Annotated in this window: 13 protein-coding genes; 10 read left to right on the top strand and 3 right to left on the bottom strand. The window is 60.9% G+C overall.

Going from position 1 to position 11,664, the window contains the following annotated elements; translation table 11 throughout:
* Positions 1–37: 37 nt before the first annotated feature.
* The 8 genes from cobU (at position 38) to NQL71_RS10010 (ending at position 5,357) form a co-directional block, all read left to right on the top strand.
* Entirely contained in the window at positions 38–559 is a 522-nt protein-coding gene (gene cobU / locus NQL71_RS10045) for a bifunctional adenosylcobinamide kinase/adenosylcobinamide-phosphate guanylyltransferase (RefSeq protein ID WP_046819404.1), read from the top strand.
* On the top strand, positions 556–1,611 hold the full coding sequence (gene cobT / locus NQL71_RS10040; protein ID WP_166619434.1) for a nicotinate-nucleotide--dimethylbenzimidazole phosphoribosyltransferase: 1,056 nt from the start codon (positions 556–558) through the stop codon (positions 1,609–1,611). Before cobU ends, cobT begins: the two co-directional genes overlap by 4 nt.
* Positions 1,608–2,183: an alpha-ribazole phosphatase family protein gene (gene cobC / locus NQL71_RS10035; protein WP_046819406.1), complete on the top strand. Its 576-nt coding sequence runs from the start codon at positions 1,608–1,610 to the stop codon at positions 2,181–2,183. The genes cobT and cobC overlap by 4 nt, the downstream gene beginning before the upstream one ends.
* Before the next feature lie 2 nt (positions 2,184–2,185).
* Positions 2,186–2,917, top strand: a complete 732-nt coding sequence (locus tag NQL71_RS10030) for an adenosylcobinamide-GDP ribazoletransferase (RefSeq protein WP_077184026.1) — start codon at positions 2,186–2,188, stop codon at positions 2,915–2,917.
* A gap of 21 nt (positions 2,918–2,938) precedes the next feature.
* Positions 2,939–3,343, top strand: a complete 405-nt coding sequence (locus NQL71_RS10025) for a MarR family winged helix-turn-helix transcriptional regulator (RefSeq protein WP_046819408.1) — start codon at positions 2,939–2,941, stop codon at positions 3,341–3,343.
* Positions 3,344–3,395: 52 nt separating this feature from the next.
* Positions 3,396–4,604 (top strand): MFS transporter, encoded by a 1,209-nt coding sequence (locus tag NQL71_RS10020; RefSeq protein WP_046819409.1) that lies wholly within the window; start codon positions 3,396–3,398, stop codon positions 4,602–4,604.
* A complete protein-coding gene (locus tag NQL71_RS10015; RefSeq protein ID WP_256721527.1) occupies positions 4,601–4,723 on the top strand; it encodes a hypothetical protein in 123 nt (40 codons plus the stop codon). The genes NQL71_RS10020 and NQL71_RS10015 overlap by 4 nt, the downstream gene beginning before the upstream one ends.
* A gap of 67 nt (positions 4,724–4,790) precedes the next feature.
* Positions 4,791–5,357 (top strand): glutathione peroxidase, encoded by a 567-nt coding sequence (locus NQL71_RS10010; RefSeq protein WP_274642596.1) that lies wholly within the window; start codon positions 4,791–4,793, stop codon positions 5,355–5,357.
* Between the two features lie 163 nt (positions 5,358–5,520).
* Here NQL71_RS10010 and NQL71_RS10005 read toward each other — a convergent pair whose 3' ends face one another.
* The 3 genes from NQL71_RS10005 to NQL71_RS09995 all read right to left on the bottom strand — a co-directional run bounded on the left by NQL71_RS10005 (position 5,521) and on the right by NQL71_RS09995 (position 8,800).
* Positions 5,521–6,792, bottom strand: a complete 1,272-nt coding sequence (locus tag NQL71_RS10005; protein WP_046819411.1) for an OmpP1/FadL family transporter — start codon at positions 6,790–6,792, stop codon at positions 5,521–5,523.
* A 146-nt stretch (positions 6,793–6,938) separates the two neighbouring features.
* Complete coding sequence (locus tag NQL71_RS10000) at positions 6,939–7,421, bottom strand: hypothetical protein (protein WP_046819412.1); 483 nt, start codon at positions 7,419–7,421, stop codon at positions 6,939–6,941.
* Between the two features lie 1,154 nt (positions 7,422–8,575).
* Complete coding sequence (locus tag NQL71_RS09995; protein WP_007898912.1) at positions 8,576–8,800, bottom strand: hypothetical protein; 225 nt, start codon at positions 8,798–8,800, stop codon at positions 8,576–8,578.
* A 982-nt stretch (positions 8,801–9,782) separates the two neighbouring features.
* Here NQL71_RS09995 and NQL71_RS09990 point away from each other — a divergent pair.
* Positions 9,783–10,106, top strand: a complete 324-nt coding sequence (locus NQL71_RS09990) for an SEL1-like repeat protein (protein WP_077184024.1) — start codon at positions 9,783–9,785, stop codon at positions 10,104–10,106.
* A 175-nt stretch (positions 10,107–10,281) separates the two neighbouring features.
* Positions 10,282–11,646 (top strand): DNA recombination protein RmuC, encoded by a 1,365-nt coding sequence (locus tag NQL71_RS09985; protein ID WP_162837845.1) that lies wholly within the window; start codon positions 10,282–10,284, stop codon positions 11,644–11,646.
* The last annotated feature ends 18 nt before the right edge of the window (positions 11,647–11,664 follow it).

Genomic DNA, 11,664 nt, shown 5'->3' with positions numbered 1-11,664 from the left:
CTGCAGTGGCCTCACTGCACATTTACAGGAATGAACCATGCTCCAACTGATCCTCGGCGGCGCCCGCTCCGGCAAGAGTCGCCTGGCTGAAAAACTGGCAACCGACAGTCGGCTCCAGGTGACCTACATCGCCACCAGCCAACCCCTGGACGGCGAAATGAATGAGCGCGTGGCCCATCATCGCGCCCGCCGTCCGGCCGAATGGGCGCTGATCGAAGAGCCGCTGGAACTGGCCCGCGTCCTGCGTGAAACCGCCAGCGCTGAGCGCTGCCTGCTGGTGGACTGCCTGACGCTGTGGCTGACCAACCTGCTGATGCTTGACGATGCCGAACGCCTGAACGCCGAGCGCGAAGCCTTGCTCGAATGCCTGGCGTCGTTGCCGGGTGAAATCATTTTTGTCAGCAACGAGACCGGAATGGGTGTCGTGCCCCTGGGCGAATTGACTCGCCGCTATGTCGATGAAGCCGGTTGGCTGCATCAAGCCCTGGCCGAGCGTTGTCAGCGCGTCATCCTGACCGTCGCCGGCCTGCCCCTGACTTTGAAAGGAACTGCGTTATGAACCCCTCCTGGTGGCTGAACCCGTGCCGACCGATCGACGCCCAGGCTGTCGAACAGGCGCAAGCCCGTCAACAGCAACTGACCAAACCGGCTGGTTCCCTCGGCCAGCTTGAGGCGGTGGCGGTGCAACTGGCCGGGCTGCAGGGGCAGGTCAAGCCGACTCTGGAGCGGTTGTGGATCGCGATTTTTGCCGGTGACCATGGTGTAGTGGCCGAGGGTGTGTCGGCCTATCCACAGGAAGTCACCGGACAGATGCTGCAAAACTTCGTCAGCGGCGGTGCGGCGATCAGCGTATTGGCGCGGCAGTTGGGCGCCTCCCTGGAGGTGGTCGATCTTGGCACCATCACGCCGTCATTGAACCTGGCGGGTGTGCGTCACTTGAACATCGGTCCGGGTACGGCGAATTTCGCCCAGGCTCCGGCGATGACCGTGGCTCAGGGTGAGCGTGCCTTGCAGGCCGGCCGCGACAGCGTGCAGCGGGCCGTCGCCATGGGCGCGCAACTGTTCATCGGTGGCGAAATGGGCATCGGCAACACCACGGCGGCCAGCGCCCTGGCCTGTGCCTTGCTCGATTGTCCGGTGGTGCACCTGGCCGGGCCGGGGACGGGGCTGGATGCGTCGGGGGTCAGTCATAAAGCCCGAGTGATCGAACGCGCGCTGGCCTTGCACGGCGCTCAGCGTGGCGATGCGCTGCAAACCCTGTTCAATCTCGGTGGTTTTGAGGTTGCGGCACTGGTCGGCGCCTACCTGGCATGCGCCCAGCAAGGCATCGCGGTATTGGTGGACGGGTTCATTTGCAGCGTCGCGGCGTTGGTGGCGGTGCGCTTGAATCCATCGTGCCGCCCATGGCTGTTGTTCGGTCATCGCGGGGCTGAGCCGGGGCATCGCCATGTGCTGGAAACCCTGAATGCCGAGCCCTTGCTGGACCTCGGCTTGCGCTTGGGCGAGGGCAGTGGCGCGGCGTTGGCGGTGCCATTGCTGCGTCTGGCCTGTGACCTGCACGGGCAGATGGCGACGTTCGCCGAAGCAGCGGTGGCGGACCGTCCGGCATGATCTTGCACCTGGACCTGTTGCGCCACGGTGAAACCGAACTCGGCGGCGGCTTGCGTGGCAGCCTCGACGACGCGCTGACGGACAAGGGCTGGGCGCAGATGCGCGCAGCGGTGGCGGAGCAGGGACCTTGGGATCGCCTGGTCAGTTCGCCGTTGCAGCGCTGTGCCCGGTTCGCCGAAGAGCTGGCGGTGCAATCGGGGCTGCCGATCGAGCTGGACAGGAACCTGCAAGAACTGCACTTCGGTGCCTGGGAAGGGCAGAGCGCTGCGGCGCTGATGGAGACCGACGCCGAGGATCTGGGTTTGTTCTGGGCTGATCCTTATGCCTTTACTCCACCGGAAGGCGAGCCGGTCACGGACTTTTCCGCGCGGGTGCTGGCGGCAGTGGCGCGTTTGCAGGCGGCGTACGCCGGGGAACGTGTGCTGCTGATCAGTCATGGTGGGGTCATGCGATTGTTGCTGGCCCATGCCCGCGGTTTGCCGAGGGAGCAACTGCTCAATGTTGAAGTGGCGCATGGGGCGCTGTTCTCGCTGGCGGTCGAGCCCGATGGCGTATTAAGGGAAGTGCGCTGAACATGTTGCCATTCTGGATCGCCCTGCAATTCCTGAGCAGCCTGCCGATTCGCTTGCCGGGCATGCCGACGCCTGAAGAACTGGGGCGCTCGCTGCTGTTTTATCCGCTGGTGGGTTTGCTGTTCGGCGCGATGCTGTGGGTGTTGAACTGGCTGTTGCTGGGTACGCCATTGTTGCTTCACGCGGCAGTGTTGCTGGCGGTGTGGGTGCTGCTCAGCGGCGCGCTGCACCTGGACGGCCTGGCCGATAGCGCTGATGCCTGGCTTGGCGGATTCGGTGATCGTGAGCGCACGTTGACGATCATGAAGGATCCACGCAGCGGGCCGATTGCAGTGGTCACACTGGTGTTGGTGATGCTGTTGAAATTTGCCGCCCTGGTTGCGCTGATCGAGCAACAGCAGGCACTGGCCCTGATCATTGTTCCCTTGATCAGCCGCAGCGCGTTACTGGGATTGTTCCTCACCACGCCTTACGTACGTCCCGGCGGTTTGGGGCAGGCCCTGGCCGATCATCTTCCGCGCCTGGCGGGCAAGCAGGTGTTGGCGGCAAGCAGCCTGTTGTGTGTGCTGATCGCCGGCCTCGACGGTGTTTGGGCGTTGCTGCTGGCGGCATTGATTTTTGTCTGGCTGAGGCAGGTGATGCGGCGTCGATTGGGTGGCACGACGGGAGACACGGCGGGGGCGTTGCTGGAATTGCTGGAAGTTGCGATGCTCGCAGGACTTGCACTCATCTAACCACGGGTATATACACGCATCATGCTCGACTCCCAATGTTTATGTATCAACCTGCGTCGCGCCGCCCGTGGCGTCAGCAGGCATTACGACGGCGCTCTCGATGGCTTCGGAATCAACGTTGCCCAGTATTCTTTGCTGTGCAATCTGCAGCGCCTGGACCAACCGAGTATTTCCACCCTGGCTGAGGCCATGGGGCTGGATCGCAGTACCCTGGGACGCAATTTGCGGGTGCTGGAAGGTGAAGGCCTGGTGATGCTGGTCGAGGGCGAGGACATGCGCAATCGCATCGTCCAGCTGACCGAAGCGGGCGCCGAGCGCCTCAAAGCCGCTTTGCCAGCCTGGGAGGCAGCGCAACAGCGATTGATCGATCGCCTGGGGGCCGAAAAACGCGAAACGTTACTCAAATTGCTGGACGAACTGGCATGAGGCCGGTTCGCTCGATCATAAGCGGGTATATACCCGCGACTGGAGAACAAGAATGACATCGATGTGGCGTACGTGCGGTTGGGTATTGGTGGGCAGTGCGCTGATCCTGGCGTTGTCCCTGGGAGTGCGGCACGGTTTCGGGCTGTTCCTGGCACCGATGAGCGCCGAGTTCGGCTGGGGGCGTGAGGTCTTTGCCTTTGCCATCGCTCTGCAGAACCTGATCTGGGGCCTGGCGCAACCGTTCACCGGTGCCTTGGCCGACCGTTTTGGCGCGGCGAAAGTGGTGCTGGTCGGCGGTGTCCTGTACGCGGCAGGCCTAGTGTGCATGGGGCTTTCCGACTCGCCGGGGACCTTGTCCCTGAGCGCCGGCCTGCTGATCGGGATCGGCCTGTCCGGCACCTCCTTCTCGGTGATCCTCGGCGTGGTCGGGCGCGCGGTGCCGCCGGAAAAACGCAGCATGGGCATGGGCATCGCCAGCGCCGCCGGTTCGTTCGGCCAGTTCGCGATGCTGCCGGGCACGCTGGGGTTGATCGGCTGGCTCGGCTGGTCCGCGGCATTGCTGGCGCTGGGCGTGCTGGTGGCGCTGATCGTGCCGCTGGTGGGCATGCTCAAGGACAAGCCGCTGCCGGTACTCGGCCACGAACAAACTCTCTCTGAAGCGCTGAAAGAGGCCTGTTCCCATTCGGGATTCTGGCTGCTGGCGTTCGGTTTTTTTGTCTGTGGGTTCCAGGTGGTGTTCATTGGCGTGCACCTGCCGGCCTACCTGGTGGATCAGCATTTGCCGGCGACAGTCGGCACCACCGTGCTGGCGCTGATCGGCCTGTTCAACATCTTCGGCACCTATACCGCCGGCTGGCTCGGCGGGCGCATGTCCAAGCCGCGCTTGCTCACTGCCCTGTACTTGTTGCGCGCAGTGGTGATCGCGCTGTTCCTGTGGGCGCCAGTGACCACCACCAGCGCTTACCTGTTCGGGATGGCCATGGGATTGCTGTGGTTATCGACCGTGCCCTTGACCAACGGCACCGTGGCCACCTTGTTCGGTGTACGAAACTTGTCCATGCTCGGTGGGATAGTGTTCCTGTTTCACCAGCTCGGATCGTTTCTCGGTGGCTGGCTGGGCGGGGTGGTGTATGACCGGACGGGGAGCTACGACTTGATCTGGCAGGTGGCGATTCTCTTGAGCCTGATGGCTGCAGCCCTGAACTGGCCCGTGCGTGAGCGGCCGGTGGCGCGCCTGCAAACCCAGATGAGTGCGACATGAACAGCCTGTGGCCACGGATCATGGTGGCTGCCGTCTGCGCCTTGCTGCTGGCGCTGGCATGGTGGGGCTGGCATCAGGGCGGGTTGGCGCTGATGCAGCTGGGCCTGGGGGCATGCTAAAGGCTTGCTGGCGGGAAGTGAGGGCGAGTAACGTCGACCAAACACGAACTCTCAAGGAAGTACCGATATGCTGATGCGCTGGCTGGCGGTTCCCGCGTTACTGGTAGCCTTTACCGGATTGGCCCAGGCGGCCGAGTGCCCGGCGTTGCTGCAGGGCTCGTTGCCCAAGTTGCGCGCCAATGAATCCATCGACCTGTGCCAGCGCTTCGCCGGCAAGCCGCTGGTGGTGGTCAATACTGCAAGCTTCTGTGGTTTTGCCCCGCAGTTCAAAAGCCTTGAGGCGCTCAATCAGCGGTATAAGGAGCAGGGGCTGGAGGTGATCGGTGTGCCGTCCAATGACTTCAAGCAGGAGTCCAAGGATGGCGCCGAGACGGCCAAGGTCTGCTACGTGAACTACGGCGTGACCTTCACCATGACCGAGCCGCAGAAAGTCAGGGGCGACGATGCAACAAACCTGTTCAAGGTGCTCGCCGAGCAGAGCGGCGCGCCGAAGTGGAATTTCTACAAGTACGTGGTTGATCGCCAGGGCAAGGTGATCGCCAGTTTCTCCAGCCTGACCAAGCCCGATGATCCTGAGTTCATTGAAGCGGTGGAAAACGCGCTGGCTTCGCCGCCGTTGGCTTCAGCGCCCTGATCGACGCTCACATGGATAACGCAAACTGTAGGAGCCGGCTTGCTGGCGATGACGGCCTTCCGGCCAGCCTGATCTCATGCGTGGAAATTAAAAAGCCCCGCCTCTGTACAAGAGAGCGGGGCTTTTTGGTGTCAGGCGAAGGGTTCAGGCTCGCCGCAGGTCATCAGAAGCGGTAGGTCGCACCGACGCCGAAACCGTTCGCCCAGTTTTCATACTTGGAGCTGTAGGCCTGGCGGCCGTTGTTGTCGTTGACCTTGACCGACTCTTCACGCAGGTACGAGTACGCCACGTCGATGGTCAGGTCGTCGGTCGGGCTCCAGCCGGCGCCCAGGCTGAAGATCGTGCGATCGCCCGTTGGAATGCGTGGGGAGCGATTTTCGTTGTTGGTCGGCGACTGGTCGACCGACAGGCCGGTACGCAACACCCATTGCTTGTTCAGCTGATACGAAGCACCGATGGCGTGAGCCCAAGTGTCGTGCCAGTTCTGTTCTTCGGTGATGGTGCCAAACGCTGGGTTCAAAGCAGCAGGCACACCACTGTTCTCGACGGTGATTTCTTTCAGGCGGCTCCAGCGAGTCCAGGTGCTGCCTGCGTAGAGGGTCCACTGGTCGTCCAGTTGATGCGTGACCGAGAAGTCCACCGACTCAGGCGTGGTGATGTCCAGCGAAGCGTCGTACTTCTGGTTCGGGCTCTGACGCAGGGCCGCGAGGCCGACGTAGTTGACCTTGGTGTCACCCTCGAGCTTGTACTTCACTTTCGAGTGATAGGTCAGGCCGACGCGAGTGGAGTCGGTGGCTTGCACCAGAATACCGATGTTGTAGCCCAGCGCAGTGTCGTCACCTTTGATTTTGACTTCACCGTCCGGTGCGGCTGGGTTCGGGCTCAGCGACAGATTCGATTCCAGCTTGCCGTCGATGCGGTTGATCGTCGGACCGAAACCGATCGACACCTTGTCGTTAAAGGCGTAGCTGACGGTTGGCTGCAGGGTCACGATCGTGACTTCGCTCTTGCTGCCGAAGTAACGGCCGGCGAAGCCGTTCTCATAGTCGGTCACCAGGCCGAAGGGAGCGTAGACGCCGAAACCGACTGCCCACTGGTCATCGAGTGGCTTGACGTAGTAACCCATAGGCACGCCCATGAAAGGGACCATGTCGCCCTTGTTGGTGCCGCCATTCGACGAGCTGGCATCGCTGATGTCAGCGTGCGCGTCGATGAATGCAGCGCCGCCGGTTACTTGTTCGCGCTTGAGGCGAGACATGCCGGCAGGGTTGCCAAATACGGTGGATGCGTCGTCGGCAGCAGAAGATCGCCCGGCAAAACCTGTCCCCATCCCGCTGATGCTTTGTTCGTTGAGGGCAAAACCACTGGCGAAGATCTGGGTGGATGCTAAGGCAACGGCGAGGCTAATGGTGGTTTTGAGCATTACTTTTTTCATTATTAGAACTCCTGGTGATCACCGGGGCGAAAATTACCAACATTTTCGTCCCAGCGCCATAGGCTGTAATGCTTGATTTAGAGCGGTTTTGTAGGACAATCCGACCAGAATCGCTGCCAGTTGAGCGATCTTTGCATCCAGAGGTTTCAGCAGGCGACCTGATTCAGCGGTGATACACAAGTTTGCCAAGCGCAGGTGAAGTCTCGCAGGCGACCCTGGGGCTGGAAGGTCTGGCGCCAGATTCGCGCCATGCCCAGCAGGTCGTCTGCTTCGGGGAGGGGAGTGTTCTGTTCTTCGACCAGCAGCCAGGCGATGGCGGTGGCGTAACGCAGGTTGACGGTCAATTCCAGGTGCGGGCCGCTGAGGAAAGCATGCTGGCTGGCCAGGCCTCGAACCAGGCTCGCACGTTCCGGGTCGAGTGCCAGGTAATGGTCCCAGAGTGCCTGGTGGCGGGGTTCGGCGATTCGGTACAGGCCGTGTCCACGGCGGTCATGCAGGGCGGAACCAAGGGCTGACTGGCTGGCGGCAATGCCAAGCAGCAGGGATTCGGCGGTTGCGCTATGGCGTCCAAGGTAGATCAAGGTTGGACGGATCACATAACGGCACAGTTCGCTGGCAGCGATACCCATAAAACCCTCGATACATCAATTTGGCGACGAACCTGAAAGGCTTTGGCAGCGGTGAATCGACTCAGGCTCGTCGGAAGCGGAACAGGGCCGCTTGAGTTGAAGTCTAGTGTCATATTCACCGCGTAAAGGACTGTTTTTAAAATATTTCCGCCTGCGAGTTATAAACCTTATATCTATCCGTGCTTAGTCACCTGGAAACGTTGGGCAACAAAAAGCCCCGCATTTTGGGCGTAATGCTGTTCACTTAAGCATGGTGTTGTTAAGAACTGGATTGGGGGGATATCCATTGCTGCGGTAACGGCCACTTAGGGTTTCGCTCTTACAGCGAGTCACTTTTGGAAGAACGGAACGCCGCCCGGCCCCAAGTAACCAAAAGGCTCTTGCCCCACCACTCGGTGCCTCGCTGTGGCTCGGCATGCCCTCTCTCCGGCATTGCTCCGTGGGTCGCCGCGATGGGCCATCCCTGGCCCAGCGCGGCTAAACCGGCGTCCTGCCGGTTTCCCCACTGCGCAATGCCTGCGTTCGGCCATCGTGGTTTAACGGGGCGCCACGATCAAAGCAAAGCGAGGCGGCCTGACAGCCGACCTGGTTTCAAGTGAGCACGTTCCCCTGTAGGAGCGAGCTTGCTCCGGGCGGCGTTCCGACGATGGACGTCAACGATATCGCGCCCTGTCTGGAGGATCGCGCTATCTGGACGTCCATCGCGAGCAGGCTCGCACAATTGGATCGTAGACAGGTCCCTTAATCAGGTCGGCTGTCAGGCCGCCTCGCTTTTGCTTTGGGTTTGATTTTCTTGCCCCATCGAGAGGCTTCGTTCCGGTTCTGCGCAGTGGGCAACCCGGCATGGATGCCGGGTTAGCCGCGCTGGGCCAAGGATGGCCCATCGCGGCGGGCCCACGGAGCAGGACCGGAGCGAGGGTATGCCGAGCCTGGGCGAGGCACCGAACGCCAGGGGCAAGAGCCCTTGGTTACTTGGGGCCGGGCGGCGTTCCGTTCTTCCAAGTGACTCGCCGTAAGGGCGAAACCTTAGGTGGCCGTTACCGCAGGAATGGATATACACCTAATCCAAATATCCACCTGAAGCCCTCCAACCTAAAGTGAACAGCATTACGCTTTTTGGGCGGGGCTTCTGGTGTTTCAGTAACGCTGGCGTCTCAGGCGACCAGGGCCTGGCGCGTACGCTCGATCACTGCCTGCAGCGGTTCGGCGCTGGAGTACTGGTCGGGGTACAGGCGTTCGCTGTGACGGGCGATGCCGTGTTCGTTGACCAGGGTGAAGCTGAAACAGCCTTTGCGCGCGGCCATGATCAGGCAGTTCATCGGAGCAAAAGCGTTGGTGAGGGTGCGGATAGCATCCTGGGTATGGATTTGAGTAGACATAGTCATTGGGTGTTCCTACAAGCGACACGGATAAGAGCCGTGCAAAATTAAAACGTTCCAGTGACGACGACCACCGTTGGTCGAACGAAGAACCCGACTGGAACAAAGCAGCCAGTTTGAAGCGCTGATAATTGGCGCGCTTGGGCTGGCAGGTAGGTACTTAGGAGGGCAGGCAACACATCAGGGGCAAAGGTTCTGGGCCCGGGGTGAAGATCCTGATCAATTTGCAGGCTGGTTCGGACAGAGTAATGAGCCTGGCAACACCCTTTGTTTTCGATTCAAAGGCCGTGTTGGCGCAAGATTTACCTGGAAACCATCGAGGTGGTCGATCCCGCTTTTTCGGTGGCTGCTTCCTGTGGAAGGCTCCGGGGGGATTTGTTCGACCAGAATTGACTTTCAGCTTGGTACTAACGCCGCGGATAGTAACGGATTGATCTGGCAAAGGGAAGGGGGCTGGCAAAAAAACAGCATGCTCTCGCCACTTCATCGTCTGGCGGCTGCGTGGCGATGCCTGGGACAGCCTTGTAGTAGCCCGAAATCCGACCGGTGGTCTTCATCATTTGCATGCCCGCGACCAGCCTGGAACGCGGGTTTAGCGTGGGTTATCCCCAGCAAACTGAGAAAAATGCGCCGAAAAAGCGCAGCGATATAACCGTGACGAAGGTACTTGTGCACATTAGTTGCGCAGACTGTCACCGCGCTGTCATCCAGCCTTCAAACGCAGTGGGTGCCTGTAACCAAAATTTAAGTCAATGAAAAACATCGCTTTTTTTTACTGGTGAAAAAATCGTCAGTTTGACTGCAGGCCCCATTCCATAAGCCTTTGCGCGAGTTCAATGACGGTTGTCCACTGAGTTATCCACAGCTTCTGTGGATTGTCCCGAGCGCTTGCTCTAGGACGGGCGTGCCGGGTTTTTTTCGGCTTTACCTGTAAGAAAAAGAGAGTAGAGTGGCGCGCCTTCCGATCTGCCCACAGTGCTTTATGAAGTTTCGTACACCACCTCCTTCCTCCTCCGACAAATCGTCCACCGTCGCCTCACCCAAGCGCTTTTCGATGCGAGTGGCCGAGTGGCTGCTGGACAGCCCGCGCCTGGGCGAAAACCCGAACGTCAAACACATCGCCGGACATTTGCTCAAGCAACCGGCGCGTGAAGGAGTCGTCGCTGCACAGGGACGGCTGGGGCAACTGATGTGCCGGGAATGCGGCAACGCCCGCGATCGCCGGATTGGCCAGGATCTCTTGCGCCAGGCCGCAAGGGCAGGGGACTTGCGTGCGCAACAGGAACTGGGCCTGATCGAAGACTGAGCTGTCCAAGACCTGACGCCTTGGTTAACCTTCAGGCTTTATTTCAATGGCAGGAGTGGCTATGGCTATGGACTTGACCAGCGCATTGCTGGGGCTGGCGGGTGCGGCGCTGCCGTTGCTGGTGTTGGCCTGGCAACTGCAACGCCGGGCGAGCACTGCCCAGGCCCAGGCGACGCTGCTGGAAGAGCGCCTGGCCACGGCGCATCTGGCGCAGGATGGCTTGAATGCGCAACTCGAGGCCTGTCGCGATGAAATCGCCGATCTCGCACAGGCCAACGCTGCCAAACAGGCAGACCTCGCCGCGGTGCGGCGTGAGGTCGAATTGCTGCAAATCGAGCGTGACGATGCCCGCGATGCGGCCCATGCCTGGAACATCGAACGCGCCGGCAAAGAGGCTGAATTGCGCCGCCTGGACGCTCAGGCCGCGTCCCTCAACGCCGAGCTGCGCGAGCAGCAGGAAAGCCATCAGCAGCGCCTCAACGACCTGCAAGGCTCGCGGGACGAGCTGCGGGCGCAGTTCGCCGAGCTGGCGGGAAAAATTTTCGACGAGCGCGAGCAGCGTTTTGCCGAGACCAGCCAGCAGCGCCTGGGTCAACTGCTCGATCCGTTGAAGGAGCGCATCCAGTCTTTTGAAAAACGCGTCGAGGAAAGTTATCAGGCCGAAGCCCGGGAGCGCTTCTCCCTGGCCAAGGAACTGGAGCGCCTGCAACAACTCAATCTGCGCCTGAGCGACGAGGCCACCAACCTGACCCGCGCCCTGAAAGGGCAGAAAACCCAGGGCAACTGGGGCGAACTGATCCTGGAACGTGTGCTCGAGCATGCGGGGCTCGAGAAGGGCCGCGAGTACCAGACCCAGGTCAATCTCAAGGGCCCGGACGGCGAGCGTTTCCAGCCGGACGTCATTATCTACCTGCCGGGCGACAAACAGGTGGTGGTCGATTCCAAGGTCAGCCTGACGGCCTATCAGCAATACGTGGCTGCCGAAGACGAAGCCATCGGCCAGATTGCCATCAAGCAGCATGTGCTGTCCCTGCGAAATCATGTCAAGGGCTTGGCCGGCAAGGACTACAAGCGTCTCGACGGCTTGCACAGCCTGGACTTCGTCTTGCTGTTCGTGCCGATCGAAGCGGCGTTTTCCGCCGCGTTGCAGGCTGAGCCGACGCTGTTCCAGGAAGCGTTCGACCGCAACATCGTGATCGTCAGCCCGACCACGCTGCTGGCAACCCTGCGGGTCATCGACAGCTTGTGGAAGCAGGAGCGGCAAAGCCAGAACGCCCGGGAAATCGCCGAGCGGGCCGGGTGGCTGTACGACAAGTTCGTGCTGTTCATCCAGGATCTGGACGAAGTCGGCAATCGCTTGCAGCAATTGGACAAGGCCTACAGCTCGGCGCGCAACAAGCTGACAGAAGGGCGGGGTAACCTGGTCAGCCGTAGCGAGCAACTCAAGTTGCTGGGCGCGCGGGCGAGCAAGAGCCTGCCGGCGGATTTGCTGGAGCGGGCGATGACTGATGTGGACGGGTTGGTCGAGTTGCCGGAATAAAGATCAAAAGATCGCAGG

It is taken from the genome of Pseudomonas serbica, from assembly GCF_028823535.1.
In the GTDB taxonomy this organism is placed as follows: Bacteria; Pseudomonadota; Gammaproteobacteria; order Pseudomonadales; family Pseudomonadaceae; genus Aquipseudomonas; species Aquipseudomonas serbica.
This window is presented reverse-complemented; position numbering and strand designations above follow the sequence as displayed.

What these genes read in the sequence shown, in the direction of transcription:
- NQL71_RS09990 (WP_077184024.1), top strand. Translation starts at nt 9,783, where the DNA reads ATGAAGTTTCGTACACCACCTCCTTCCTCCTCCGACAAATCGTCCACC.
- NQL71_RS10020 (WP_046819409.1), top strand. Translation starts at nt 3,396, where the DNA reads ATGACATCGATGTGGCGTACGTGCGGTTGGGTATTGGTGGGCAGTGCG.
- cobU (WP_046819404.1), top strand. Translation starts at nt 38, where the DNA reads ATGCTCCAACTGATCCTCGGCGGCGCCCGCTCCGGCAAGAGTCGCCTG.
- NQL71_RS10000 (WP_046819412.1), bottom strand. Translation starts at nt 7,421, where the DNA reads ATGGGTATCGCTGCCAGCGAACTGTGCCGTTATGTGATCCGTCCAACC.
- NQL71_RS10030 (WP_077184026.1), top strand. Translation starts at nt 2,186, where the DNA reads ATGTTGCCATTCTGGATCGCCCTGCAATTCCTGAGCAGCCTGCCGATT.
- cobT (WP_166619434.1), top strand. Translation starts at nt 556, where the DNA reads ATGAACCCCTCCTGGTGGCTGAACCCGTGCCGACCGATCGACGCCCAG.
- NQL71_RS10025 (WP_046819408.1), top strand. Translation starts at nt 2,939, where the DNA reads ATGCTCGACTCCCAATGTTTATGTATCAACCTGCGTCGCGCCGCCCGT.
- NQL71_RS10010 (WP_274642596.1), top strand. Translation starts at nt 4,791, where the DNA reads ATGCTGATGCGCTGGCTGGCGGTTCCCGCGTTACTGGTAGCCTTTACC.
- NQL71_RS10005 (WP_046819411.1), bottom strand. Translation starts at nt 6,792, where the DNA reads ATGAAAAAAGTAATGCTCAAAACCACCATTAGCCTCGCCGTTGCCTTA.
- cobC (WP_046819406.1), top strand. Translation starts at nt 1,608, where the DNA reads ATGATCTTGCACCTGGACCTGTTGCGCCACGGTGAAACCGAACTCGGC.
- NQL71_RS09995 (WP_007898912.1), bottom strand. Translation starts at nt 8,800, where the DNA reads ATGTCTACTCAAATCCATACCCAGGATGCTATCCGCACCCTCACCAAC.
- NQL71_RS10015 (WP_256721527.1), top strand. Translation starts at nt 4,601, where the DNA reads ATGAACAGCCTGTGGCCACGGATCATGGTGGCTGCCGTCTGCGCCTTG.